The organism is Candidatus Flexicrinis affinis, assembly GCA_016716525.1.
Taxonomy (GTDB): Bacteria; Chloroflexota; Anaerolineae; order Aggregatilineales; family Phototrophicaceae; genus Flexicrinis; species Flexicrinis affinis.
Window position 1 is genome coordinate 929879 of record JADJWE010000001.1, and the last position, 26628, is coordinate 956506.

18 protein-coding genes and 1 tRNA gene are annotated in these 26628 nt (G+C 59.9%); 17 read left to right on the top strand and 2 right to left on the bottom strand.

The genetic code is table 11. The features are described from left to right. The first annotated feature begins 33 nt into the window (after positions 1–33). The 14 genes from IPM16_03940 (at position 34) to IPM16_04005 (ending at position 19014) form a co-directional block, all read left to right on the top strand. On the top strand, positions 34–996 hold the full coding sequence (locus IPM16_03940) for a GNAT family N-acetyltransferase (protein ID MBK9122262.1): 963 nt from the start codon (positions 34–36) through the stop codon (positions 994–996). An 8-nt stretch (positions 997–1004) separates the two neighbouring features. Further along, a complete protein-coding gene (locus IPM16_03945) occupies positions 1005–3656 on the top strand; it encodes an FtsX-like permease family protein (GenBank protein MBK9122263.1) in 2652 nt (883 codons plus the stop codon). A gap of 50 nt (positions 3657–3706) precedes the next feature. Further along, positions 3707–3779: transfer RNA gene (locus IPM16_03950), tRNA-Ala, on the top strand. 423 nt (positions 3780–4202) lie between these two features. Then, positions 4203–5225 (top strand): serine hydrolase, encoded by a 1023-nt coding sequence (locus tag IPM16_03955; protein ID MBK9122264.1) that lies wholly within the window; start codon positions 4203–4205, stop codon positions 5223–5225. A 239-nt stretch (positions 5226–5464) separates the two neighbouring features. After that, positions 5465–6550, top strand: a complete 1086-nt coding sequence (locus tag IPM16_03960) for a hypothetical protein (protein MBK9122265.1) — start codon at positions 5465–5467, stop codon at positions 6548–6550. A 203-nt stretch (positions 6551–6753) separates the two neighbouring features. Then, positions 6754–7428: a GntR family transcriptional regulator gene (locus IPM16_03965; protein MBK9122266.1), complete on the top strand. Its 675-nt coding sequence runs from the start codon at positions 6754–6756 to the stop codon at positions 7426–7428. Positions 7429–7623: 195 nt separating this feature from the next. Beyond that, complete coding sequence (locus IPM16_03970) at positions 7624–9012, top strand: extracellular solute-binding protein (protein MBK9122267.1); 1389 nt, start codon at positions 7624–7626, stop codon at positions 9010–9012. An 84-nt stretch (positions 9013–9096) separates the two neighbouring features. Beyond that, positions 9097–11055, top strand: a complete 1959-nt coding sequence (locus IPM16_03975) for an ABC transporter permease subunit (protein ID MBK9122268.1) — start codon at positions 9097–9099, stop codon at positions 11053–11055. 9 nt (positions 11056–11064) lie between these two features. Next, the gene (locus tag IPM16_03980) at positions 11065–12228 is read left to right on the top strand and encodes a mandelate racemase/muconate lactonizing enzyme family protein (protein MBK9122269.1); all 1164 of its coding nucleotides are present in this window, start codon (positions 11065–11067) and stop codon (positions 12226–12228) included. A 50-nt stretch (positions 12229–12278) separates the two neighbouring features. Beyond that, complete coding sequence (locus IPM16_03985; protein ID MBK9122270.1) at positions 12279–12983, top strand: dimethylmenaquinone methyltransferase; 705 nt, start codon at positions 12279–12281, stop codon at positions 12981–12983. Between the two features lie 183 nt (positions 12984–13166). Further along, the gene (locus IPM16_03990) at positions 13167–15854 is read left to right on the top strand and encodes a hypothetical protein (GenBank protein ID MBK9122271.1); all 2688 of its coding nucleotides are present in this window, start codon (positions 13167–13169) and stop codon (positions 15852–15854) included. Between the two features lie 168 nt (positions 15855–16022). Then, positions 16023–16886: an ABC transporter ATP-binding protein gene (locus tag IPM16_03995; protein ID MBK9122272.1), complete on the top strand. Its 864-nt coding sequence runs from the start codon at positions 16023–16025 to the stop codon at positions 16884–16886. Further along, positions 16883–17953 (top strand): ABC transporter permease, encoded by a 1071-nt coding sequence (locus IPM16_04000; GenBank protein MBK9122273.1) that lies wholly within the window; start codon positions 16883–16885, stop codon positions 17951–17953. Before IPM16_03995 ends, IPM16_04000 begins: the two co-directional genes overlap by 4 nt. Further along, positions 17950–19014: an ABC transporter permease gene (locus IPM16_04005; GenBank protein MBK9122274.1), complete on the top strand. Its 1065-nt coding sequence runs from the start codon at positions 17950–17952 to the stop codon at positions 19012–19014. The genes IPM16_04000 and IPM16_04005 overlap by 4 nt, the downstream gene beginning before the upstream one ends. Positions 19015–19093: 79 nt before the next feature. Here IPM16_04005 and IPM16_04010 read toward each other — a convergent pair whose 3' ends face one another. Both IPM16_04010 and IPM16_04015 read right to left on the bottom strand, forming a co-directional pair. Continuing rightward, positions 19094–20833, bottom strand: a complete 1740-nt coding sequence (locus tag IPM16_04010) for a glycoside hydrolase family 2 (GenBank protein MBK9122275.1) — start codon at positions 20831–20833, stop codon at positions 19094–19096. A gap of 116 nt (positions 20834–20949) precedes the next feature. Continuing rightward, on the bottom strand, positions 20950–21795 hold the full coding sequence (locus tag IPM16_04015; GenBank protein MBK9122276.1) for a helix-turn-helix transcriptional regulator: 846 nt from the start codon (positions 21793–21795) through the stop codon (positions 20950–20952). Between the two features lie 118 nt (positions 21796–21913). Here IPM16_04015 and IPM16_04020 point away from each other — a divergent pair, with 118 nt between their 5' ends. The 3 genes from IPM16_04020 to IPM16_04030 all read left to right on the top strand — a co-directional run bounded on the left by IPM16_04020 (position 21914) and on the right by IPM16_04030 (position 26558). Continuing rightward, the gene (locus IPM16_04020) at positions 21914–23863 is read left to right on the top strand and encodes a glycoside hydrolase family 127 protein (GenBank protein ID MBK9122277.1); all 1950 of its coding nucleotides are present in this window, start codon (positions 21914–21916) and stop codon (positions 23861–23863) included. A 51-nt stretch (positions 23864–23914) separates the two neighbouring features. Further along, positions 23915–24871, top strand: a complete 957-nt coding sequence (locus tag IPM16_04025; protein ID MBK9122278.1) for an aldo/keto reductase — start codon at positions 23915–23917, stop codon at positions 24869–24871. A gap of 340 nt (positions 24872–25211) precedes the next feature. After that, a complete protein-coding gene (locus IPM16_04030; GenBank protein MBK9122279.1) occupies positions 25212–26558 on the top strand; it encodes an ABC transporter substrate-binding protein in 1347 nt (448 codons plus the stop codon). Positions 26559–26628: the final 70 nt, after the last annotated feature.

Sequence of the window (26628 nt, forward strand, 5' to 3'; positions counted from 1 at the left end):
GAGGGCGGCAATCGCCGCGTTCCCGAACGATTGATGCTGCGTCCCGTAAACATTCGCACCGATTTGGCGCCACTTGCCGATCTCATTGAGGTTGCCTTCGCAAGCTCGATGGATAGCAGCGGCCGGTCGGCACTGCGCGAAATGCGTACGATGGCGCGCTTGTCGTTTGGGATGCTCCCACTCGCGCGGCTTAACGATCTGACGGTTGGGATCAGCCTCGGTTTTGTGTGGGAGGAAGACGGCAAATTGGTCGGCAACGTATCGGTGTATCCTGCCAAACTGCCGCGCAGTATCGGGCCGTCGTGGATCATTGCCAATGTCGGTGTACATCCACTCTATCAGCGCCGCGGGATCGCCCGTCAATTGATGCTGCGCGCGATGGAGATGATCCACGAAAAAGGGGGCACTCAGGCTTTGCTGCAGGTGGACGATGACAATACTGCTGCAATCGAGCTCTACAAAGGCCTTGGATTCGCGTCGGAGCGGACGTTCACGACGTACAGGCGCAGCCCCTCGCTGCGCTTCCCCGACTCGCCGCTGACCGAGAGACCGTACATTCGCCGCCGCCGGCGAAGCGAGTGGAAGCAGGAAATGGCGCTCGCCGCGGCATTGAGGCCGGAAGAGCGTGGTGGGATCGGGTGGCTAAGGCCGATTGTGCCGGAGTTGTTTCGGCCGGATCTGCTGCGCGGCCTGCGCGATTTCGTGAACATGCGCTCGCTCGACCGCCTTGTCGTGGAACCGAATGCGTCTCAATTACAGTCGGTGATGTGGGTCGAGCGTGCGTTCGGCGCGACCGCGCGGTTGTCGCTTATGATCCATCCAAGCCGCGCTGGTGTCGATGACGAGGCGCTGCTCGGGTCGTATGTGCGGCAGTCCGGTGGCAACGCCCTCACCATTGAGCATCCAAAGGACGACGAAACCATCCATCCGGTGCTTGAACGATATCGCTTTTTCGAACAGCGCACGGTGATACACATGCGCTGGATGGCAAACTAGGGGGCACAATGGGCCGGATCGGGTTCTACTTGGCGTACGCGCTGCGCAATTTGTGGCGCAGCAGACGCTGGTCGACGTTTGCCGTTTTCTCTGTGGCGGCCGGCGTCGCAACGATGGTCGCGCTGCGCAGCCTCGGACTGGCAATCGGCGACTCGCTGGCGGCCGACGTGCGCGCGACCAACAAGGGCGACTTGACGGTGTCTGCTGGAGGCGCGCGATTCTTTTCTGCGCTTACGGACCCTTCGGACGACGCCAACAACTTCTCGCCGGACATGATCCGGCGTGTCGAGACGTGGGCTGCAGAGCGTGGTGGCGAGATTACGGCGTATCGCGTCAGCAGCGGAACCCAGTTGACTCTAGTTGGCGCCGTCACGGCAGGCCGGCCGCAGTTCATCAACTCGTATTTTATCGATCCCGATTCGTATCCCCTTACGAATGACGTGTTTGCAGAAGACCCACCCGGCGTGCCGTTGGGCGAGCTGTTAACCGGCGAAGGGAACGAGGTCGTCATTTCACGCAATTTGGCTGACCGTGAGTCGATCTCGGTAGGCGACGCAGTGCGAGTCAGCGGATCGGATCGGGACTTTGTCGTACGGGGTATCGTGCCGACGGCAGTGCAAGCCGGGTTCTTCCAGCTCGTATCCAACGAACTGCTGTCGGTGATATTCGGTTTTGCCTACTTCGACCGCGATGCCGTCGACGGTGTGCTCGACCTGAACATCGGCCCGAACCGGCTCGGAGTCATATTTCCCGATGGTACGCCGTTTGACCAGGTCGACGACTACCGCCGTGAACTGTGGCCGATCGTGTCCAATGGTCGCGTTTCGGTGAATTCGATCCGCACGCCGAGCGACATCCTCGAAGCGTCGGCTGTCATCTCCGATGTGCTCGGGCGCTTTATCGTCGTGCTTGGCCTCGGGGCGATGCTGCTGGGCGGGGTGGGCATCATCAACACGATGTTAGTACTTGTGCGCCGGCGCACTGAGGAGATCGCCGCGCTCAAGACGTTTGGCCTCAAGGGCCGGCAAGTAGCGATGATGTTTCTCGCTGAGGCGATGTGGATAGGCGTGTTCGGCAGCCTTGTCGGCGGCGTGTTCGGGGTCGCGCTCAGCGGCGTCGCCAACCGCTTCGGTTCCGATCTGATCCAACAACCGCTGTCGTTCAGAATCTACCCAGAGGCGATTCTGTTCGGTGGCGTTCTGGGGGTATTCGTCAGCGCCGTGTTCGGCATTCTACCGGTGCTGTCGGCGGCGAAAGTCCGGCCCGCCATCGTGCTGCGCCCGAACGACGTTTCGAACGTCACGGCCGGTTGTTTGCCGCGGCTTGCTGCTATCGGGTTTATCGTCATCGCGCTTGGCCTGATCGCTGGGCAGATCATCGGGTTCCCGCTGGTGGGGGTCATCGGCGTCGCTGTGACGCTGTTGATTCTCGGCATTTTGGCGTGCGTCATGTGGGCGATCGTGTGGCTGGTGGGCAAACTGCCATCGTTCGGGAGTGTCGACTTGCGGCTGGCACTGCGCGACTTGACGACCCGGCGGATGCGCACGGCGATCACGCTGCTGGCGCTGAGCGCCGGCATGTTCGCGCTGAGTAGTATCGCGTTCTTCGGCGAGTCGGTGCGCGATATCCTTCAGTTTTCGTTCACCAACACGCTCGGCGGCAATGTATTGATGTTCCCTGTGCTGCCGCAAGAACTCGCACGGCCGATCATCGATGGACGTCTCGACACGTTGGAGGGCGTCGAATCTCGTTCGCGGTTGATGATGTTTGCCGGTACGCTGCGCGACATCCAGCGTGCGGATGGTTCTCAGCCGCCGCGCATGGATTCGCTCAACATCAATGTCACCGTCCGTGACACGGACGATCCGAACTGGTCGATACCGGGGATCACGGCGGGCCGGTCGCTGACGGAGGCAGATCGCGGAACGCTGGTCGCCGTATATATCAAACCGCAGTTCACACCTGACGGCGAAGCGCCGGCGTACCGACTCGGCGACCGACTGACGATTTATCAATTCAGCAGCAGGCAGTCGCTCACGGTTGAAATCGTCGGGGTTGCGGACTCGTCGCCGACTGGCGGCTTCGGGGGACTGTGGCTGCCACCGGACCTCATCGCGCCGCGCTACGCCGACTTCACGCTCAACCTCGCCAAAATCGCGCCCGACAAACTCAACGACGCGCTGCTTGGCTTGTCGACTCTGCCGCTCGTGTTGACGTTTGATATCTCGTTCTTCGACGGTATCCTGACGCGGCTCATCACCCAATTCAGCGCGCTGCCGCTGCTCGTCGGCATTCTGTCGCTGGGCGCAGCGGCCGTGATCACGGCGAATACCGTCGCACTAGCGACGCTTGAGCGCCGCCGGCAGACCGGCGTGATGCGCGCCATTGGCCTAAAGGGCGGGCGCGTGCTGCGCATCCTGCTGCTTGAAAACGTGATCGTGAGCTTGCTTGGCGCGCTGATTGGGATCGGCTTGAGCGCGTTAGGCGTGTGGATGATGACCACCTTCAGCTTCGAGAGCGCAATTCTGATACCGCGCAGCGCGCTGCCGATTGCCGTGCTGCTCGTGCTGGTCGCCATCGGAATAGGGGCGTTTGCCACGTATGCCAGCGGGTCCGTTGCCGTTCGCGAGCGCATTATGAACACCCTGCGCTACGAGTAGTTCGATCTTGACTCTTTGGGCGGAGTAGCCCTATACTCCGCCTACAGAACGGGCCTGTAGCTCAGCTGGGAGAGCGCTACAATCGCACTGTAGAGGTCAGGGGTTCGAATCCCCTCAGGTCCATCCGCCTATAGACAGCCTCGTCGAACAAGAGCCAGCTTTCACGCTGGTTTTTGCTTTCCTATCCCCATCACCTCCATCATCTGAACTACGGATCCGTTCAGTTAATCTGCGCAAGGATGAAATTGGAGGCATAATTCGGCTCGGGTAAACCGCAACTCTCTCGACGATTTCGTGCAGCAGTTCTAATTGGCTACTGGCATCAATTCTCCCAAGCAACACACGGTGTATAAGTCATCAGTCTTGAAGCATATTCCTTCCGAAGCTGTGAATTCTGAAGTATAGAGATTCGCAGACTTGAGAAGCTTCATGATGGAACGCAACAAGAGGGCAGGGGATGTTCCTCAATTCTTGAAGTCGGCTTGTCTGACAGGGGTGGTAGGGCAATGAACACAATGGGTCGATCGCAAAAGAAGGCATCTAACGGTGGATGTTGAAAAGATAGTCGCGGAGCAGGAGCAAGCGTTTTCGGGTGTGGTGATGGTGCGGCAAGGCGGCAAGGTCGTCCATGCGAAGGGGTATGGGCTGGCTCACAGGGCGGAGGCAATCCCCAATAGGATTGATACTCGATTTGGGACAGCATCGGGTACAAAGACGTTCACGGCCACGGCGATCTGCCAACTGGCGGAAGCGGGCAAGATTGACCTGAGCGCGCCAATCAGCGACTACATCCGCGAAGGATTGCCCACTTATGACCCGGATGTGACGGTTCATCAACTGCTGTGCCACACATCAGGCATCGCCGATTACCTGCCCGATGACCTGAGCGACGAGGAGTATGCTGCGCTGTTCACGCGGTATCCGGTGTACACGCTGCGCGGGCCAGCCGACTATCTGACGATGTTCCCCAGCGGGATGGTTTTCAAACCGGGCGAACGTTTTGCGTACAACAACGGCGCATACATTCTGCTGGCGTTGCTGGTAGAAACGGCAAGCGGGATGCCGTACGCGAAGTACGTAGAAGAAAACGTCTTCGCTAAGGCAGGCATGAGCGACTCCGGCTTTTTCGAGTCCGACCGTCTACCCGCACGGACGGCGTTGGGCTATCTGGCAGACCAAGGCAACGGTACCGGGCGGACAAACGTGTTTCTCCTGCCGATCCGAGGGGGTGGCGACGGTGGAGCATATGTGACCGCGCCAGACATGTGCAAATTCTGGGACGCTCTGCATAGCGACCAACTCATGGGCAAGGTCATGCGTGAGCGAATGCTGGGCATTCAAGCTACCAACCCGGACGACCCGACGGATAGCTATGGCTATGGCGTGTGGATCGTAACCGACGCGGCCGGGCGAATCACCCGGTATGGCGCGATAGGGGAGGATCAGGGTGTTGTGTTCTCGTCCATCGTGCTGCCGCAGCACGACAGCTTGGTGACGGTCATCAGCAACACCAGAGAAGGGCCGACGTGGGCACTTGCTCGTGACCTCCGCACAGCAATCACGGAATGATTGGTTTGGGTGGGGAACCCCGCCCTCCAATCCAAACGGACTCACGCGTAAGTTCACCTCTTGACTATTCCGTAACCCACTTTGATTCGAACGGGCCGGTGCGGCCGCGGCAGCGTGGGATTCTTGACAATGCTCGCCGCACAGCTCGCCGGGTGACGGAGTCGTTACAGCATACGTGGGGCTGAAGCGGTAACATCACCGTCGCACATCTCAGAACGTGTCCAATCCGGTAGGTGTCTATGCGACAGAGCGTGCGCGCGTCCGTGATGGTGATCGTGTTTGCCATTGTCCTTACGGTATTGGTGATACTGGGGATTCAGAACGATTGGGGTGTGTTTCGCCGCCCAACGCAGGAGCAGTTCGAGAACCTGGAGGCGAAGAACGATGCGGCGTTCGAGGAGGGCGCAGCAGGTTTTGCTTCAGTGGACTTGTCGATCGCAATCATTCCGCCGTCGTCCTCGGACGAGACACGCCGCACCACGTTTCAACTCGACCGCATGGTGTATTACATCCGCGACGACAGCGAAGAGATCGATGTCCTCGAAGCGTGTATCGATGACGTGCGGCTTATCTTTGTGACGAAGGATGCGCCGCAGCCCGTCGACGGCGGTTACTTCTTCTCGGAACCCGTGTGCGTGAGCCCGACAGAAGATGATTTCATCGCGGAATCGATTGAGTACGCGGGTTCGTTCAGCATAGACAATCACTACAACATAATCCCCCCGATTGACCAGCCGTTTCGAATCGACTTGAGCAACGCCAGCACAATATCGCTGAATTTCTGGTATCCATACGACTCTTTCAATCTCGACACGGTCATTCAGGTGAGCTACAGCGTCCGTTACAGCGACGGCACAGAGGAACATGATGCGATCGAACCGTTTGTGCTGTGGAGTATCCAGACGTCCGGGACGCGGCTTTGGGACCTGAACCTGTTTGCCGAGCGAGAGGTCGAGTTTGGCGGCGACCTCAGAGAAGGCTATCTTTATCATCCTTATGGTGTTTTCGATACGATCGCCATCGAGTTTCAGCGCCCGCTTCTCTATCGATTGGCGTTCCCGTTCTTCATGATCGCGATGGTCCTGCTCATCAGCCTCGTGCCGCTGCTGGGTGAGCGCGACACGCTGGTCGACATTAGCGCGGCGATGTTGTTCGGTATATTCGGGTTGAAAGGCGTTCTTGGCCCGGGTGAGCAGATGGGGCAGACGCTTCTGGATATTGCCCTCATTTGCCTGTATGTGCTGTTGGTCTTCGCGGCGCTGTTGTTCTTTGCGTCCAGAATCAACATGCGCTGGCGGCGAGTGTCTACCAAACCCGAAGCCTAGACCCCGAAATCAGAACCGGCCAGCACTAGGCCCTTCCTGCGTCTCTCGCTCAGCACGATCCCAATAACACCGGCAGCACCATGGTGTGGACGAAGGGTTTCGTGTGCATCCGCACGTCCCCTCCTGCGGATTTCTTGACGAATGTGGAGCTTGCGGCTACTATCAATTATCAATAATCAATAGCTTCTCACCGAGTTTAGGAATTGACTGACTTCTACTCTCACAAAGCCTCGCCCAAGCTGTCTTCGTTGGCGGAGCAGGTCTACGATCACCTGCGACTGGCCGTTATCAGCAGCGCCCTCAAACCCGGCGAGAAGCTGGTCGAAATGGACATCGCGGCGCAAATGGGGACAAGTCAAGGTCCCGTCCGCGAAGCGCTGCAGCGTCTCGAACACGACGGACTCGTCGAGCGGCGCGCGCGCATCGGCAGTTTCGTTAGCGAACTCTCGTACGATGAGATGTACGAGCTTGTTTCAGTCCGAAGTTCGATCGAAAGCTTCGCGATCCGCCGAGCGTCGACGCGCATCACCGATGAACAGTGCGATGAACTCGACGACTTGGTCGAACGCATGGCTGCTGCTGGCACGAACAACGACATCATGATGCTGGCTCAGCTTGACATGAATTTCCACCGCCGCATCGTTGAACTTTCCGGAAGCACGACATTGCTCCGCGTGTGGTCTTCGCTGTCCAATCCTGTTCAACGATTCGTCGTTCAATCCCACATGGAGAAGTACACCGACTTTGTCGAGATCGGACTGCGCCATCGTCCGATCGTCGAAGCGCTTCGGGCACGTGACGGAGATGCCGCTGTCGAAAGCATTCAGACCCACCTGATGCTGATCTGGCAAGTGCTTGATCGAGAACCGAGAGAGTAGCTCTTACGCCCCGGGTTGCCGTGGATCAGCTCAGGGCGCAAGGCGTTATCCACGAAAACACCTTGTTTGGCATTAATCCCGAATGGGATCGGGATGATATGCGGGTGCTGAGGGGAGACAGGGAGGTGTCATGGGCGCAGGGAGAGGTACCGTTTCTGCACTAACTCACGGGGAATGTTCATCAGGAGAAAAACTATGAAGCCAAACAAGATGAGCCGTCGAGATTTCTTGCGTGCCGCTGGCATAGGGTTTGTGGCCACCGGCGCAGGTCTCTCGGTTCCAACCATGTTCGCTCAAGATGCGACTCCGGTTCCACTACCGGTGGGCGCTGCGGGCAAGCTTACCGTTATCCACCGTACCGAATACTTTGAAGTTGTTCAGCAGATGTTCCGCCAGACGGTCGAGACGTTCGCCTCGGCAAAGGGTGCCGACCTCGACATTTCTACGGCCAATCCTGAAATCTTCGGTGACTTCACCGCCAAGATGCTGGCCGCGGTGCAGGCGGGCAATCCGCCCGACATTGGCTACCACCAGTTGAGTATCCAGCAGATGTACTCGCTGGACATCGTCGAGGACGTCACCGACCTCGTTGACCAGTTAGTCGGCCTATACGGCGCGCCCATCCCCGCCCTCGCCGAGTTCAACGCCAAGATTGACGGGCGCTGGTGGGCAGTACCGTTCATGAGCTACACCGGCGCATGGTTTGCCCGCAGGGACAAGTTCGAGGAAAAGGGTATCGACGTCAACAGCCTCGATACGTGGGACAATCGCCGTGAAGCGTGCCTCGAAGTGTCCGACCCGTCCAACAACTTCTACGGTTGGGGTATGACGATCAACCGCAGTGGCGACGGACATGGCTTGATCTCGGGCGTTATTCAGGCGTTTGGTGGCACGTTCGTGGACGAGACCGGCTTGAAGGTAACGTTCAATTCTCCAGAAACCGTCGCCGCGGTCGAGTGGCTGAACGAGACGTATACGAGCGAGAAGTACAAGCCGATGCTGCCACCCGGCGTCGAGAGCTGGACGGACGTCAGCAACAACGAGCAGTATCTGGCTGGTACGGTAGCCATGACGTTGAACCAGCCCAGCGTATACGCTGCGGCCAAGGCGAACAATAACCCGATCTTCGAGCATACGGCCGTGCTCCATGCCCCGAAATGGCTCGATGGATCCCTGCCAGAAGCAGGCGGCAGTGGGTGGATCACGATCTTCAAAGGCGCGCCGAACATCGAACTTGCCAAGGAACTGGTCCTGGACTTGCTTGCGCCGGCCAACTACACGCCGATGGTTCAGAATGGCGGCGGGCTGTTCTTGCCTGCCTATCGCGATCTGTGGACCGAGGACGTGATGGGCGCGGATCCGAACTTCGAGGTCTTCCGCGAAATCCTGTTGAATCCTGAGGTCTTCTACGGCATGTCGCACCCGGCGCCGCCTAACGCGCTGGTCGACCAGATCAATGCAGCCTCGATCACGAGCCAGATGATGGCGAACGTGACCACCGGCGCCATGACCGCCGAAGAGGCCGTCGCGGACGCGCACAACAAGATCGTTCAGATCTTCGAAGAAGGCGGAGCGATGCAGTAGTCCCACAACGGCAGGGCGCGAATAGTCCGCGCCCTGCCGATCTGACTCACTCAAGAATACTCATTGAGACATTGCGAGGACATGATGAGCGGTCCGGCAAACACGCGTACGCGTATTCAGGTGGCAAACGCGCCGCCGGGGCTGAAGTTGAGCCGTTGGGAACGCTTTCTCGGTCGAGACTGGCGGGTAGCGTATCCATTCATACTGCCCGTGGTCATCTTGATGCTCCTGCTCATCTTCTGGCCGTTCGTGAACGCGATCCTGCTCAGCATGACCACGCGATCGGTCGTCACCCGATCCGATGTGTACGTTGGCCTCGCAAACTACGAACGACTGCTGCAGGACAGCGACTTCATCAGCGCCGTCGGGAACACGTTCCTGTTCACGTTTGCGTCGCTGGCAGTGAAATTCGTGGTCGGCATCAGCATCGCGCTGATCCTCAACAGCAAGCTGCCGTTTCGCAGCATCCTGAGCGGGTTGATGCTGCTGCCGTGGATTGTGCCGGAAGTTGTGACTGCGCTTGCGTTCCGCAGCATCTACGATCCGATCTTTGGCGGCCTGAACCCGATCTTGCGAACGCTGGGTGTCATTGACCGGCAAGTGGCTTGGTTGGCGGAACCCGGATTAGCGCTCCCAAGCGTGATCGCCGTAAACGTCTGGAAGGGCATACCGTTCTACACCATTCTCCTGCTCGCTGGTCTCAAGGCAATCGATCGTGAGCAATACGAAGCGGCCGCTGTAGACGGCGCCACAAGCATTAAGCGCTTCCGTTACATCACGCTGCCGGGCCTCCGCTATGTTATTGTTGTCACGCTACTCCTTTCGTTTATTTCGACATTCAACAGCTTTGGCCTAATCTACCTGATGACAGGGGGAGGGCCGGGCGGGGCAACGCGCGTCTACAGCATCCTCGCCTATGAAAAGGCCATTATCGGCCTGCGCTTCGGGCCGGGTGCCGCGACCGCCTTTAGCATGGCCCCACTCATAGCCGTGGTGATCTTCCTGCTTGCGCGTTTCATGCGACCCGAGCAGCAAGTTGAAAGTACAGAGAAAGTCTCGCGCAGCAGCGTGCTATATGCGTTTTCCGCCCGCCTACTCGGTTGGGCCATCGACCTCGTACTTCTCCCCCTAGAGCTGATCTCCGGCGTCGTGGGGCGGATCGGTACCATACTCTTTCCCCCGAAGGCACAAGGGATTCCGCGCCTCACCCGAAGTCAGCGTGAAGGAATCGGGCTGACCGGACGCCTGTTGATGCTCTCGGTGTTCCTGATCTTCGTGATGTTTCCGTTCTTCTGGATCATCATTACATCGTTCAAAACGGACTTGCAGATTCAGCGATTCGAGTCGATCTACTGGCCCAACCCGTGGACGTTCGAGCAGTATCGCTCGCTGCTCTTCGATACGCCGTTCGTCCGATGGTTCGGCAACACGGTCCTCGTCGCGACGACCAGCACGGCGATCTCGGTGGTACTTGCCGCGCTGGCCGCATATGCGCTGGCGAGGCTAAAGTTCCGCGGTGGCGGGTTGCTGACCACGCTTCTGCTGGTTACGTACCTGCTGCCGGGTGCGCTCATCTTCATTCCGCTGTATCGCATCCTGACCGAACTTGGCTTGATCAACACTTACGGCGCGTTGATACTCACGTATCCGACATTCTTGATGCCATTTGCCACATGGGTCATGATGGGATACTTCCGGTCGATTCCGGTTGAACTCGAAGAGGCGGCCCTTATCGATGGAGCGAACCGGCTAACCGCGTTCTGGAAGATCACGCTTCCGCTCGCGATGCCCGCCTTGCTCTCGGTGACGTTGTTCGCGTTCACAAACGCTTGGAACGAGTTCCTGTTCGCATTTGTGTTCATCACCAGTGAATCGCTCAAGACTCTGCCCGTCGGGCTGCAGCTTCTCGTGTTTGGCGACATCTATCCGTGGGGGCAACTGATGGCGGCCTCGCTGATGATGGCGATTCCCGTCGTTGCGATCTATATATTCGCGCAGCGTTTTCTCGTAGAGGGTCTGACGGCTGGCAGCCTGAAAGGTTAGTGGGCGATCATGAAGATCACGGATGTGCAGGCGTGCGTCATTGGCGAGCAGGTGCCGCACAGCGGAGGCAGCGTGTGGACGTTCGTCCGCATCTATACCGACGAGGGCATTGTCGGCACCGGAGAGTGCAACTCCGGCGGGCCGGGCGCATCTGGATTCGCGACCAAAGCGGCGATTATGGCGATGCGGGAGCGCATCATAGGTGAGGATCCGTTCAACGTCAACCTGATCTATGAGAAGCTGCGGCGCGGCGGCCGTTACGGCGGATCGTCGAACGCGCCGATCATCTTCGCGCTGACTGGAATCGACAACGCGCTGTATGACATCTGCGGCAAGGCGCTCGGCGTGCCGATCTACAAGCTGCTCGGCGGCAAGTTCCGCGACAAGATTCGGTTGTATGCCGACTGTCACGCAGGCGAGGAAGAGAGCGTGCAGGCGTACGCCGAGAAGGCGATCGAGCGTGTCGAACAAGGTTTCAGCGCCGTGAAGTTTGACGTGGACAGCACGGGCGTGGGCAAGCTGGACCCTTACAACTGGACCGTTGGCGCCAAAGAGATGACGCACATCATCGGCTTGATCGAGGGCTTACGCGATGCGCTCGGGTACGAGGTCGACCTCGCCATCGACTGCCACGGGCAGTTCGACCTGCCTTCGGCGATTACGCTGGCGAAAGCGGTCGAGCCCCTGCGTCTGATGTGGCTGGAGGAGCCCGTGCCGGCTGAAAACGTTGCGGCGCTGGCGCAGGTCAAAGCTTCGAGCAGTACCGTAATCTGCAGCGGCGAGAATCAATATACGAGATTCGAGTTCCTCGAACTCTTCAACGCGAAGGCGGTTGACGTCATCATGCCCGACCTCGCGAAGGCCGGCGGTATCGCGGAAGCCAAACGCATCGCGGATCTTGCCGACGCGAACTACATTCCGATCGCCCCGCACAACGTCTCGACGCCGCACGGCATGATGGCAGCTGCGCATGTGATGGCGTCCGTGCCGAACTTCCTGGTGCTTGAACTGCATGCGCTCGAAATACCGTGGTGGAACGACCTGTGTGATGGTGACAAGCCGTTCGTACAAGACGGCTTCATGACCGTTTCGGAGCGCCCCGGAATCGGCGTAGAATTGAACGATTCTGTCGCCAGGCGCTTGCTCTGGAACGGCGACACGTATTTCGACTGAGTCCGTGACGACGCAACTCCATTCGACTGCACGCATCAAGGAAAGAGACGATGACTGAACACGCGCAAGATGCCGCTCAACTGCAAGCCCGCTGGGACAGAATCCGCGTTGCAAACCTGTACGACACGCTCGACCGCATGGGCTATCCCGACCAATGCCTCGATCTCGGTATTCGGCCGCTGTCCATGCATCAGCATCTCGCCGGTCAGGTCGTGACCGTCAAAGGGTCCGCGTACCCGGTCACCAAGGGTGAGGAGTGGACGGGCGGTGGCGGTGTCAACTACTTCGAGAAGCTGCGCACACTGATGTATCCCGGGTGCGCGGTCGTCGTGGAATGCGGTGGCGAACTGCATGCCGGGAAGTTCGGCGAGATGACGAGCTGGGCGCTCCAACAGGGCGGAGCGCGCGGAATCGTCCTCGACTCGCTGATTCGCGATTACCTCGGGCTTGAGGTGATTCCCAACTTCACTGTGTGTTCGCGGGGTACGTCGCCGATCGAATCGTCGCAGCGCTGGCGAATCGACGACGTAAACGTCACGATCGGCATGCCGGGGACGTTGACCAGTCGTGTACGGGTGAGGCCGGGCGACTGGATCGTCGGCGAGGCGGACGGCGTCATCGTCGTCCCGCAAGAAATCGCGATGGAAGCGCTGGTGAAGGTTGAGGAGGTCGAGGCCAAGGAAGAAGGCATGCGGCAGGACTTCGCGCTCGGCATGTCGTTCGACGAGGCGTATGCCAAGTGGGGGCGCGCGTAGAGTCGCAAAACAACGCTCGCGGTGTCATCGGCGTGCTGCGAGCTGGACAGCGTTAGTTCGATTTCAGGCGGGAACGTGTAGAATCATGTTCCCGCTTGTTCGTCCAAGCGTGTGATCGTGATGACACGCGCGGGCGCGAACAGCGAACAAACGCACGTCGGCTACGCTAGTCAGGACGATACCATGGCGCACAGCCCGAATCTCCTCACCGAAGATCTCGACCACAGCGGCACGGTACGCACATGGCTGGCATGCGGGCCGATTGTGACACCGCTGCAGAATCTGGATCAAGTCGTCAACCCGGCCGGCAATGCATTCGGCGCCGGGAGGCGGTGGGCGCTGTCGTACTGGGCGTTCCACCCGGAGGTCCTCGCGCTGAAGTCGCGCGTGTATAGACTGATGCCCGCTCCCGACCTGCCTGTGCGTCCGGAGCTTGGGCAGACCGGGCCGGGTGGCGTGCCGTGGCGATCTGCCGCCGTTGCCGAGGATCAAGCTGTCGACTTCAGCGTCTTCAACTACCGGCCTAGCCACATGGAAGGTTGGCTCCACACGACGCTGACCGCCAAGAAGGCGCTGACTCTGTCTGCCGAGCTGGTCACCATCGGCCCGGCACAGGTCTGGGTAGACAGCGAACTGGTCGCGCAGTCGATGGCGTTCAGCTATGTCGAGCCCATCGTCTTCCCGTTCATGCTGGATGTCGGGTCGGGCACGCACACGCTGACGATACACGGCAGCATGGTCGGGTGGCGCGAGGCCCGCCTCGCGCTCGGGCTTCGGTTTCGCGGTCAGCCCGCGGTGACGACCGGTATTCCGATCGCTGGACACGACGCCGCAACGTGGCGACAAGCGGCACACGACCTCGATTGCGTGTACGCAGACCGGTTCGTCGTCACCGAACTGCCGGGACAGCTTACTCTGAGTGCAAACGCGCCGCATCCTGTGCCGGTGATCATTACGACAAGTCCGTCACGACCGCAGTTCAACCTTCCAGAGGTGGTGTCGCCTGACCTGCCCGAACACCGCACGACGGCGACGCTCTCTGTCGGCGGAACGGTCGACCTTCCGCTGACGCCGGAGCAGGTCGCGGCGTTGATGCGCTTGCGCGAAGCCCACAACGTGCAGGTTAGGGTTGGGACAACGGGTGATGCTCCCGTGTCCGTTACCCGACCGATCTGGGTGAGTTCGTTTCCCTATCACGATATTCCGCACGGCACGTACGACACGCGCCGCCACACCGCGCTGGAGCATCTCGCGCAGATTCGCTACGACGTGCTGGGAAGCCTCGCGGCAGTGACGCTTGGGCATACGCGGTTGATCGACGCCGATGCAGTCACTCTCGCGTGTCACTACCTCAATCAGCGGTACGACTGTGCCGATTTCTTCGCGTTGAGCCTGCTGGCTGCGCTCTACCATCATCGAGCCGAGCCAATCCTGCGTGACGACGACTACACGGCGATCGAGCGGGCCTTTCTCGGGTTCAAGTATTGGATCGACGAACCCGGTTTGGACGGCATGTGCTACATCACGGAGAACCACCAGATACTGTTCCATGTGACAGCTTACCTTGCGGGTCAATTCTGGCCGGACCGCATATTCGCCAACAGTGGATACACGGGGCGGCAGCAGATGGCCCGTTCGCGTCCGCGGATCGAGACGTGGATCCTGCGACGTTTGCGCGGCGGGTTTTCGGAGTGGGACTCGAATACGTATTTGACGATGGACACCTTCGCGATGCTGTCACTGGTGGAACTTGCCAACAGCGCGCGCCTGCGAGAAATGGCCGCAGCGCTGCTGCACAAGATCTTCTTCATGCTGGCGTCGCAGTCGTTCCGCGGGGCACACGGAAGCTCACACGGACGATGCTACGTGGATGGCCTGAAGACGGCCCGCGCGGATGCGACCTCCGGCATGCAGCAGATTGCCTGGGGGATGGGCAATTTCAACGGCGAGACTCACGCGACGTCGATGCTGGCCCTCGCCCAGCGGTATCGCGTGCCTGAGGTGTTACAGCGGATTGGTGCAGATGTGTCTGGCGAGCTCGTAACACGTGCGCGATCGAACGGGAGATTCCGTCCCCAGTTCGACATTCATCGTGGGGAGTGGGATATCCGCACGATCACGCGCAGGACGCCGACGTCGATGCTCGCCGCCGCAGTCGATTACCGGCCCGGTCAGCGCGGGATCCAAGAGCACTTGTGGCAAGCGACACTTGGTCCTGAAGCCGTAGTCTTCACGACGTATCCCGGCAACAACCAAGAGCATGGCAACGCGCGCCCGAACTACTGGGCGGGTTCCGCGCGTCTCCCGCGTGTCGGGATGCACGGCCGCACCGTGATCTGCCTGTATTCGCTGGATGCTGCCGTCGGCTTGGGGTTCAGTCACGCGTACTTCCCATGTGCCGAGTTCGACGAACACGTCATCCGCGGAGCGTGGGCGTTTGCGCGGCTCGGCGACGCATACCTCGCTCTGTGGGGAGATGGCCCGCTGGCGCTGTTGGACCGCGGACCGTACGCCGGCCAAGAACTGCGCAGCGAGAACGGTGGACATGCGTGGATATGCACGGTGGGCAGTGCCGCGGACGACGGGGACTGGCACACGTTTATCGCCAAGGTAGAGCAAAACGTGCCAATAGGGCAGGGGACGCGTGTCGAGTATCGTACGCCGGACGGCGAGTCACTGGTGTTCGGCTGGGAAGGGCATCTGAAAGTCGACGGGCGCGCCGTGGACTGGGCCGCGTTTCCGCACTACGAGAACAAGTACACGAGCGTCGACCTCGGCGCCGAGCGCATGGACATCTCGTACGATGGTGATGTACTGTCGCTTGACTTGGCCCGCGGCGGTGTACGCGCCGAAGCCCCGGGTACTGGCTAGCGCCATCGAGGTCGCAGATGCTCCTGCGCTACCCCAGAAATTGGACGAACTGCACCGTTCGAATGGTCCGTTTGTAACATCCCGTACGCGCAGACAGGACTACAATGGAATCTGGATCGTTGCGCCGGACCGCAGCATCCTCTGGTTTTGCGAACAGGGTATATAGACATGGTCAATCACAGCATTGTTGCCCAAGACCTGACTTACGCGTACGGTGACCTGACGGCCGTAAACCACATCAATTTCGAGGTGGGGGAGGGGGAGATCTTCGCATACCTCGGCCCCAACGGTGCGGGAAAGTCGACCACCATCAAGATGCTGACGGGCCAGATCCGGCCCAAAGCAGGCAAGGCCACACTTCTTGGCATGGACATCGCTAAAGAGCCGAACAAGGTGCAGCAGCACATCGGCGTGTCGTTCGAGACGACCAACCTGTATCCGCAGATGAGCGCGATCGAGAACCTCGCCTTGTTTGCGCGCCTTTACGGCGTCAACGCCGATGTGAACGACCTGTTGGATCGGGTCGGACTCGGTACGCGCGGCAAAGAGAGAGTCGAAGGGTTTTCGAAGGGCATGAAGCAGCGCCTGATGGTGGCACGGGCGATGGTAAACAAGCCGCGCATTCTGTTCCTCGACGAGCCGACCGAAGGCCTCGATCCGGTATCGTCGGAGGCGATCCGCGACCTGATCCGCGAAGCGCGTGCTAATGGCGCGACCGTGTTCTTGACCACCCATGATATGCACGAGGCCGACATACTCAGCGATCGGGTTGCCTTCATCAATCAGGGTGAGATCGTGGCCCTCGACACGCCGCACAAGTTGAAACAGAAGTACGGCAAGCGCCTGCTGAAGGTAGAGGTAGAGACTGCCGACGGCGGCATAGACGTGCGTGAAGTCACGCTCGACAGCGCCGAGACCGGCATTGCACTCAAGCAGTTGTTCGAAAGCGAAAAGGTCGTGACCGTCCACAGCGAGGAAGCGACACTCGAAGACATCTTCATCCAGATCACTGGACGGAGGCTCGCGGGATGAACGCTCGCATTCTGGGCACCCTGATGATGAAGGATCTGAAGCTATACTTTCGCAATCGATTCTTCGCCTTTATCACGATCGCGGGCGTGATCCTCTACATCGCGGCCTTTCATCTGCTGCCTTCAACAGTTGACGAGTCGCTTACGCTGGCCGTGTACGCCCCTTCGATCCCCGACACGGTGCTTGAGGTGTTGACCGGCAACGACATTACGATCGTGCCGATGGAATCGGACGCCGCGCTGCAAGAAGCGGTCGTCAACAACGAATACGTGGCCGGCGTTGCGCTGCCCGAGGATGTCGTCGGCAGCATTCTCTTGGGCCGGCCGTCCACATTGACCGTCTATTTCGCATCAGACGCGCCGCGTGAAATCGTCAACGCGATGCGCACCGTTCTGCGTCTCGCGTTCAACGAACTCAGCTACACCGTAGCCGGCGACCCGCTGCAGTTGGAATTCGTCGAGCAGATCGTCGGACCGGACCGGACCGGCGATCAACTCGCGATTCGCAATCGTTTGCTGCCGCTGATGGCGATCTGGCTGCTGGTCATGGAGACGATGGGACTGGGTAGCCTGATTTCGGACGAGGTCGAGCACGGGACGTTTCAAGCCGTGCTGGTCACGCCGGTCACGCTGGTCGGGATGTTCTCGAGCAAAGCGATCTTCGGCGTGGTTCTGGCGTTCGTGCAGGCCGCGCTGTTGATGGGATTGACCGGCAGTTTGGGCTGGGAACCGCTGCTGATCCTGACGACACTGCTGTTGGGGAGCCTTGTCGTGACCGGTCTCGGTTTTCTGATCGCGTCGGTGAGCCGCAGCATGATGAGCGTTATGGCATGGGGCATCCTCGCCGTCATCATCATGGTGATTCCGTCCTACGGCGTCGTGTTCCCGGGGACGGTTACGGGCTGGGTGCAGATCATCCCGTCCTATTACATGTTCGATACCATCCATCAGGTCGTCAATTTCGGCGCCTCGTGGGGTGCCGTGGCGAGCAACTTGGCCGTGCTGTTGGTCATGGGGATTGCCCTAATGGCCGCGGGTGTGGCCGTTATGGGCAGGAGGATACGATGAGCTTTCGTCGTGTAGGCGTGTTGTTTATGAAGGACCTTCGGTACGGGTCGAAGAACTTCATCTTCGTGTTTGCCGTCGTGATGCCGCTGGTCGTGTCGCTCGTGGTCGGCCTGTTGTTCGGCACGCTGTTCTCCGAGAAGCCTAAGCTGGGAATCGTCGACATGGGCGATTCCGAGTTGGCCGCATTGCTTGCTGCCGCAGACTTCCTCGCGGTTCAATCGTACGACTCGGAGGCCGATCTGACAGCTGCGCTCGAGACTGGCGGCGCTGAGGTCGGGCTGGTGCTGGCAGATGGTTTCGATGCGGCCCTGCGCTCAGGCGAACGCACCGAGATCACGTTCTTCGTCTGGGGCCAGAGTCTCGTGCGCAACCGCGCGATCATCAGCGCGGCCGTCGCCGACAGCGCGCTGGAGATCAGCGGGCGCGAGACGCCGATTACGGTCGACATCGTACTCGTGGGCGACCGGGCCGAAGTCTCTTGGCAGCAGCGACTGCTCCCGCTGCTGGTGCTCATGGCGGTCGTATTCGGCGGCATGATGGTTCCGGCGACATCGATGATCGAAGAGCGTCTGAAGCGCACGCTTTCGGCGGTCACAACGACTCCAATGTCGATGGCTGAGGTGTTCGCCGCCAAGGGGTTGATGGGTGTTGCGCTGTCAATCTTCTCCGGATTTGCGATCCTCACGCTAAACGGTGGGTGGGGCCCGCAGCCGATTCTACTCGTGCTTTTGCTGACGATCAGCGGCATGTTTGCGGCGGCCTTCGGGATCTTCGTCGGCTCGCGCGTCAAGGACATCCAAACGCTTTTCGCTCTGATGAAGAGCACTGGCATTCTTATTTACGCGCCGGCAATCGTCGCGCTGTTCCCGGAAGCTATTCCGCAGTGGATCGCGCGGCTGTTCCCGACATACTACATCATGCAGCCTGTGCTGGACATCAGTCAGGGTGGGGCAGGCTTGGGCGACATCGCGCTCGATTTGCTCGTCTTGTGCGCGATGACCGCAGCGGCGATCTTCGCGCTTGGGCGCACCGCCGAACGGCTGCAAGTTCGCGCAGCCTAAAACGCCGCGGCCTGAAGCCGGACGCTATCAAAATACACGGGCCACGGCTGCATCTCCGTGGCCCGCTTGAGGTGCTTGTCTACGCCTGACCGCTGATCAGGCGCGCGATCGTCTCCAGCGGCGCTTTCGGCTGGCGATCGTACGTCAGCAGGCCGTTGATCTCCTGCTCGACGTCGGTGAGCTGTGTGTAGCAGAAACCCTGCAGCACGGGCGACTTGTAGACCGCAGTCATGATTGCCGCCAACCGGTCGATGAAGTCGGCTTCGTCGCCGGCTGTCGAATAGCCCCAGCCTTCTTGCGCGGACTTCTTGTACGCGACGCCGCCAAACTCCGTCAACAAGATCGGCTGACCGGCATGCTCGACCCCACGTACGTAGAGATCGCGTTTAGCTGGCCGTGCGGCGAGCGTACTGGCGAGGGTCGCGTAACGTTCGGTCAATACCTCGCCACTGCTTTCGTAGTCATGGATCGTCAGCAGATCCGTCGTCGCGTGTTCCCAACCATCGTTCGACACCACGAGCCGCGTCCGGTCGAGCGAGCGTGTGAGGTGATACATCCCGTTCAGGTGGCTGATCTGCTTCGGGTCGCCGTTGAGGTCCGGTACTCCCCAGCTTTCGTTAACCGGCACCCACGCCACGATGCACGGGTGGTTGTAGTCGCGATCGACGGCTTCTTGCCACTCTGACGTGATGCGCTTGACGTACTCATCGGAGTAGGCGTAGGCATTAGCCATTTCGCCCCACACCAGCAAGCCCATCCGGTCGGCCCAGTACAGATAGCGTGGGTCCTCGACTTTCTGATGCTTGCGCGCGCCGTTGAAGCCAAGCCGCTGTGTGAGTTCAATATCCTTCTTGAAGTCGTCGTCGGCTGGGAACGTCAGAATTCCTTCGGGGTGGTAGCCCTGATCGAGCACCAGCTTCATCGTGTACGGATGGTTGTTGAGCCGTACTTGACCGCGCTCGATGCTGATCTTGCGCATGCCGAAGTAGGATGTGAACGTGTCGACGACACTGCCGCCGGCTTTGACTGTCACCGCCAAATCGTACAGGTTTGGATGTTCCGGCGACCAGACGGCCATATCGCGGCCAAACTTCACGACCTGAGACACCGATCGCATCACCGATTCCGGCTGGATGGTCCCACTGACAACCGGCGCTCCGCGATACGTCACGGACGCCTCGACCTCGATCTCGGTCGGGACTGCGCCTCCGAGGACGTACTCGAACGTCGCTGAGCGCGCATCGACGTCCGGCGTGATTTTGAGCGACTTGACATACGTCGGGCCGACCGGCTCAAGCCACACCGGCTGCCAGATTCCCGTCGTGCGCGTGTAGAAGATCGCCGCCGAGTCGCGCATCCAATACTGTTTGCCGCGCGGCTGATATACGTCGGTCGATACGTCTTCGACGCGCAGCACCAACGAGTTGCCCGTGGGCTTTAGCAGGTCGGTGACATCCACCGAAAACGGCGTGTGCCCACCCTCGTGGAAGACGGCAAACGTGCCGTTGACCCACACCCATGCGCGGTAGTCGACCGCGCCGAAGTGCAGTAGGACGCGCTTGCCTGCCCAAGAGTTCGGCACCTCGAAGGCGCGCTGATACCAGACGACATCGTGGAAGTCATTGGTGCCGATGCCGCTGAGCGGAGACTGAAACGTAAACGGAACAAGGATCTGCTGATCGAACGCCGCACCGGTGTACCACTTATCGGCGAGGCCGCGGTTGTCGTCATCGAAGGCGAAATGCCACGTGCCGTTAAGGCAGAGCCACTGATTGCGCACGAGCTGTGGGCGAGGATACTCGGAACGGGGAATGTCCATCTAAACGCCTCTTTCGCAATTTCTTGCTCAACAACGGACCTGCATACGATTTCATCGATGATGATAGCGCGTGCTGCAAAGACTGCCACACCAGTTTGATTGACGCTTGGCGGCAGTCAGTGGGTGATGATGTGGACCCGCAAGTTCTCCTGACGGTACTCGCCCGGTGTGACCTGCATTGCGCTGCGGAAGATTCGCCGGAAGTAGTCGGGATTGCGAAAGCCGCATCGCCCGGCGATTTGACTGATGGTCAATTCGCTGTTGAGCAGATACTCGCATGCCTTCTGTATCCGCCTGCGGTGGATGGCTTCGGTCAGCGTGCAGTGATACGTCTCGCGGAAGATGCGGCCGAGATAGTCGAGGTTGTAGCCGAGCGCTTCGGCGACCTTGCCGGCGGTGATACCACGGTCGAAGTTCATTCGAATGTAGTTGTGCGCCCATGTTGCCACGGCGTTGGTTGTGGCGGTCTCGGCGGTTTCGAGCGCCTGTTGACCGACTTCAAACAGCATCAGAAGCATCAGCATGTTGGCGGACGACGGCCGCAGAATTCCGGTTTCCTGCTCTGTCAGGAAGAACCGAAAGAGGCGCTCAAGCGCGTCAGGGCGGGGCATGTGCGAGTGCTGCGGAACGTCAACCGCAGAGCGGCGATCGACCTCGCGACGGGCGCGCTCCGGGCGGCCCTCCGGCACGTCGAAGTGGATCCAGTAGAAGCGCAGATCGGGCGGCATCGGTTTGGTGCTGCCGTGTGTTCGGCCCGGCCACAAGTGAAGTGTGCTTCCCGCCACGAGATGAAAGACCTGATCTCCCTCCCACATATCCAGTTCGCCCTGCACGACGAGGATCAACTCGTGCGAGTCGATTGTGCGGGTCGGGTGCATGGCATCCCCTCGGGAGATGAACAGCCCGGCGTTCTGCACCTTGATAGGGCTTTCCATCCAGACATGCAGCGTATGCGGACTCATGAGGAAGGCTCCGGAAGTCGGAATCGTACTGGTATTGTAGCATTTTGACGTTTGTTGGAGTGCACGTGGCGCGGGTAAAGTTGACAGTCAAATAGATACGCAGCAAGGAATCCAGACCATGGCATCCGTTAACGTTGAGTCACCGGTTCCTGTTGATTTACGCAAAGTACAAGTGACGGGCGGTCTTTGGCAGGAACGCCAGACCGTGAACCGCAGCAGCACGATTCCGGCAGTCTATCACCAGCTTGAGAAGACCGGGCGCATTGACGCGTGGCGCATGGATCCCAACCGGGAGCGCCCCAAGAAACGCAGCGTCATTTACATGTTTTTCGACTCGGACACGGCAAAGTGGCTCGAAGCCGTGGGCTACAGCCTCGCCACGCACCCCGATCCCGAACTTGAAGCTTTGGCCGATCGGGTGATTGACATGATTGCCGAGGCACAGCTCTCCGACGGCTACCTGAATACGTACTTCCCGATTCTCGAACCGGAGAATCGGTGGAAGAACCTGCGCGACTGGCATGAGATGTACAACGCCGGCCATCTCATCGAAGGGGCGATCGCCTACTATGAGGCGACCGGAAAGCGCAAGATCCTCGACGTGCTGCAGCGTTACGCAGACCACATCGAGTCGATGTTCGGCCCGCGCGAAGGCCAGAAGCATGGCTATCCCGGCCATCCCGAGCTGGAGCTGGCGCTCGTCAAGCTGTATCGCGCGACCGGCGAGATGAAGTATCTGAACCTCGCCAAGTACTTTATCGATGAACGCGGACAGCAACCGCACTATTTCGACCTTGAGGCCAAGGAGCGCGGAGAAGACCCCGCCGACTTCTGGTTTAAGAATTACCGGTACTGTCAGGCGCATCTGCCACTGCGAGAGCAGACCGAGGCGACCGGTCATGCCGTGCGCGCATGCTATCTGTATGCAGGCGTGGCCGACATCGCCCGCGAGACGAATGATACCGAACTGCTCGATCTGTCCAGACGGCTCTGGGACGACCTGACGACCCACCAGATGTACATTACAGGCGGCCTCGGCCCGGCGCATTCCAACGAGGGTTTCACCTTTGCGTACGACCTTCCGAATGAAACCGCCTACGCCGAGACATGCGCAGCGATTTCGCTCGCATTCTGGGCGCATCGGATGTTCCATATCGATCCGGACGGTCGCTATATCGACGTGATGGAACGTGCGCTGTACAACAACGTCCTGAGCGGCGTATCACACAGCGGCGATCACTTTTTCTACGCCAACCCGCTTGCGTCGTATCCGTACGTGAATCCCTACGAGCACCTGAGCGGCATTGCGACCGACGAGCACTACGAGCGGCAGGAGTGGTACTTCTGCCCGTGCTGTCCGCCCAATGTTGCACGGCTTGTTGCCAGTATCGGCGAATACATGGTCTCGGCCGCGCCGGGCCGCGTGTATGTCCACCTGTATAACGACAGCATTGCCGATGTCGATCTAGGTGGGCGCGCGGTTCGCTTGATCCAGCAGACGCAGTATCCGTGGGACGGCACCGTGAACATCACGGTTCGGACGGACAGCACCCAACGGTTCGACATGGCGCTACGCATTCCGGGTTGGTGCTCGCAGTTCTCGCTTGCGGTGAACGGCAACGGAGTCTCGGCCACAGTGGAACGCGGCTATGCCCACGTCGACCGCGAGTGGCACGACGGCGACGTCGTAACGTTGACACTGCAGATGCCGGTGGAACGCATTGCGCCACACCCGATGATCCGCCAGAACGCAGGACAGATCGCGCTCCAACGCGGGCCAATCGTTTACTGCCTCGAACAGGTCGATAACGGGCCGCGGCTAGCGAACGTGACTCTGGCCCGCGATGCGGCGCTGACGGCGGAGTTCGATCGAACGCTGATGGGCGGCGCCGTAGTGGTTCGAGGCTCTGCGCATCGCGTCGAGCCGCAGGAGTGGGCCGACGACCTATATCGCCCGCTGCCGGAGATGAGCCTCGTGGCAGTGCCGTTCGAGTTCAAGGCGGTGCCGTACTTCATGTGGGCGAACCGCGAGCCCGGTGAGATGCGCGTTTGGCTGCGCGAGTCGTAGTGCTATCGCACGCGCTGGATCGCGACGTCATTGGATATTGGAGCAAGAGTCATGAAATTTCAGCAACTTGGACAGACCGGCATACAGGTCAGCAGCCTATGCCTCGGCGCGATGTACTTCGGCTCGAGAAACGACGAGGCCACGTCGCACCGCCTGCTCGATCAATATGTCGATGCCGGCGGCAGTTTTATCGATACCGCCAACATCTATTCGCACTGGGTTGAAGGGTTCCGCGGCGGAGAGAGCGAAACGCTGTTGGGCGCGTGGATGAAGGCGCGAGGCAACCGAGACCGCATATTCCTTGCTTCGAAAGTCGGCTTCGGCTACGGTGACGTCCCTAAACGTCTGCGCGCAAGTGACATCCAGCAGGAGTGCGACAAGAGCCTGAGGCGGCTGCAAGTCGACACCATCGACCTGTACTATGCCCACGTCGATGATCGGACGACCCCGCTAGAGGAGTCGCTCGAAGCGATGAATCGGCTGGTCGACGCCGGCAAAGTGCGCTTTATCGGCGCGAGCAACTACTTGGCGTGGCGACTCGAGCAAGCGCGTTGGATCAGCGAAACGCGCGGGTGGGCCAAGTTCTGCTGCGTCCAGCAGCACTACACCTTCCTGAAGCTTCGCGGCGGCATGAACGTCGCCCCGCAGGAGATGGCGAACGACGACTTGCTCGACTATGTCGCTAACAGCGGGCTTACGTTGCTGGCCTACAGCGTGCTGCAATCGGGCGCGTATACGCGCCCCGAGCGCGGCTTCCGCAAGGAACTTCAGACGCCCGATAACGGCAGGCGGCTGGAAACGCTCGCGGCGGTGGCGGCGGAGACCGGTGCAACCGTCAATCAAGTCATCCTGAAGTGGATGATGAACCGCTCGGTCATCCCGCTCATCGCCGCCAGCAGCAGCGAGCAGCTCGCTGAGAACATCGGCGCACTGGATGTTGACCTCACCGCAGATCAAATGGACCGACTGAATAGGGCGGGCGTTGATTGGCCGGGTCGCTTAACATAGCTCGCACGCGACGTGCCATACGACTTGTGAACGTTCGCATTGGGTGTCTTGACAGACAGTCATGGGCGCGTTCTAATTTGTGGTCGTGCATACGATTTCATGCACTCGATTGTCCGGTCGGTACTGGTGCCGCCACGCATCCAACGCCCTATCACCATCATGGCGGACCAAGTTAGTTGAGTGTCTAGGAGAGGAGGTGCGTTCGGACTGACATCGCTGTCGCGGATCGCAAGTGATGCTCGCGCTCAAACAGCGCGCGACCGTCCGACACAAGACCTAAATACTGCACAATCGATCCAACCCATGAGCCCTGAGGTTCGAAGATTTGAGGAGCAGAAAGATGAACAAACGTCTGTCGTTAATCGTTTCCGTAACCGTGCTGCTGCTTGCCGCACTCGTTCTGTCCGTCCCCATGGTCGGCGCGCAGGATCCGGCGCCTGAACCGACCCCAATCGTTGCCGAGCTCGGTAGTGGCTCGATCAAGGTTTCCTTCTGGAGCGGTCTGACCGGTTCGGACGGCACGACCCTAAACGCGATGCTCGCAGAGTTCAGCGCCGAGAACCCTGAATACGCCATTACCCACGAGATCATTCCGTGGGCAACGATGTACACCAAGACGCAGGCAGCGTTTGTCGCTGGCAATCCGCCCGATCTGATGCTGATGCACGCGTCGGAAATCCCGCAATTCGCCGGCTACGGCGTGCTTGAGGACCTGAGCAGCTGGTACACGGCTAACGGCGGTTGGTTCCCGACCGACGACATCTCTGGCCCGACACTTGACGGCTTGACCTACAACGGCGCGATCTACGGCATTCCGCTTGACAATCACGGCCGCGGCCTGTGGATCAACAAGGAAATGTTCGAGGCCGCAGGCATTGATACCGATCCGGCGACAGCCCCGACGACTTACGAAGGCTGGGTCGAGCTGTTCCAGAAGCTGACCATCGACGTCAACGGCAACAACGCCCTGTCGCCGGACTTCGACCCTGAGAACATTGCAGTTTACGGTTACGCCACGGGTGAATGGCCGCGCGTGAACTTCCAATCGGTCCTCGCCCAGCACGGCGGCAGCATCCTGAACGAAGACGGCACGCAGGTCGTCGTCAATTCGGAGGCCGGTGTTACCGCACTTCAGCAGACCTACGACCTGATCTACAAGTACAATGTCGCGGCACCGCCCGCGGGTTTCGATTCTTGGCAGATGTTCCCGGGCCAGACGCTGGCAGTCATCCCGACCGGCACGTGGTTTGTGAACCATGCGACGACATCGGCCGAGTTCGAGTGGATGGCGTGGCCGCAGGTGCAGTGGGGTCCTGAGAAGGGCACGTGGTTCGGTCAGCACGTGTTCATGCTGCCGGTCGGCAGCTCCGGCGAGAAGCGCGAAGCCGTTGAGACGATCCTCCGTTGGATCAGCGACCATCAGGTCGAGTGGGCCGCGTCCGGTCAGGTGCCTGCCCGCCTGTCGGCACAGGCTGCGCTCGATCCTGTGAACTACCCCTCCAACATCTTGCTCGGCCAGGGGTTCTCTGAGTACGGAGTCCAGGATCCGAAGAGCACGGTGGTTCAGGAAATGTACGCCATCCTTGAGCCCGAACTTGGCGCCGCACTCGACAACCTGAAGACGCCGGAACAGGCACTCAATGATGCCGCCGAGCGGATGCAGCAGGCTCTCGACCGCGCGTTCTAGTAGTGGCACGATGGGTGTGAAACCGGCTGTAGTACCTGCCGGATCCGCCTAACGATCATGAAGGTGGTGG

Bases quoted from the DNA above. Each gene is read 5' to 3' on its own strand.
- IPM16_03940 (MBK9122262.1), top strand. From the start codon at position 34: ATGCTGCGTCCCGTAAACATTCGCACCGATTTGGCGCCACTTGCCGAT.
- IPM16_03945 (MBK9122263.1), top strand. From the start codon at position 1,005: ATGGGCCGGATCGGGTTCTACTTGGCGTACGCGCTGCGCAATTTGTGG.
- IPM16_03960 (MBK9122265.1), top strand. From the start codon at position 5,465: ATGCGACAGAGCGTGCGCGCGTCCGTGATGGTGATCGTGTTTGCCATT.
- IPM16_03970 (MBK9122267.1), top strand. From the start codon at position 7,624: ATGAAGCCAAACAAGATGAGCCGTCGAGATTTCTTGCGTGCCGCTGGC.
- IPM16_03975 (MBK9122268.1), top strand. From the start codon at position 9,097: ATGAGCGGTCCGGCAAACACGCGTACGCGTATTCAGGTGGCAAACGCG.
- IPM16_03980 (MBK9122269.1), top strand. From the start codon at position 11,065: ATGAAGATCACGGATGTGCAGGCGTGCGTCATTGGCGAGCAGGTGCCG.
- IPM16_03985 (MBK9122270.1), top strand. From the start codon at position 12,279: ATGACTGAACACGCGCAAGATGCCGCTCAACTGCAAGCCCGCTGGGAC.
- IPM16_03990 (MBK9122271.1), top strand. From the start codon at position 13,167: ATGGCGCACAGCCCGAATCTCCTCACCGAAGATCTCGACCACAGCGGC.
- IPM16_03995 (MBK9122272.1), top strand. From the start codon at position 16,023: ATGGTCAATCACAGCATTGTTGCCCAAGACCTGACTTACGCGTACGGT.
- IPM16_04000 (MBK9122273.1), top strand. From the start codon at position 16,883: ATGAACGCTCGCATTCTGGGCACCCTGATGATGAAGGATCTGAAGCTA.
- IPM16_04005 (MBK9122274.1), top strand. From the start codon at position 17,950: ATGAGCTTTCGTCGTGTAGGCGTGTTGTTTATGAAGGACCTTCGGTAC.
- IPM16_04010 (MBK9122275.1), bottom strand. From the start codon at position 20,833: ATGGACATTCCCCGTTCCGAGTATCCTCGCCCACAGCTCGTGCGCAAT.
- IPM16_04015 (MBK9122276.1), bottom strand. From the start codon at position 21,795: ATGAGTCCGCATACGCTGCATGTCTGGATGGAAAGCCCTATCAAGGTG.
- IPM16_04020 (MBK9122277.1), top strand. From the start codon at position 21,914: ATGGCATCCGTTAACGTTGAGTCACCGGTTCCTGTTGATTTACGCAAA.
- IPM16_04025 (MBK9122278.1), top strand. From the start codon at position 23,915: ATGAAATTTCAGCAACTTGGACAGACCGGCATACAGGTCAGCAGCCTA.
- IPM16_04030 (MBK9122279.1), top strand. From the start codon at position 25,212: ATGAACAAACGTCTGTCGTTAATCGTTTCCGTAACCGTGCTGCTGCTT.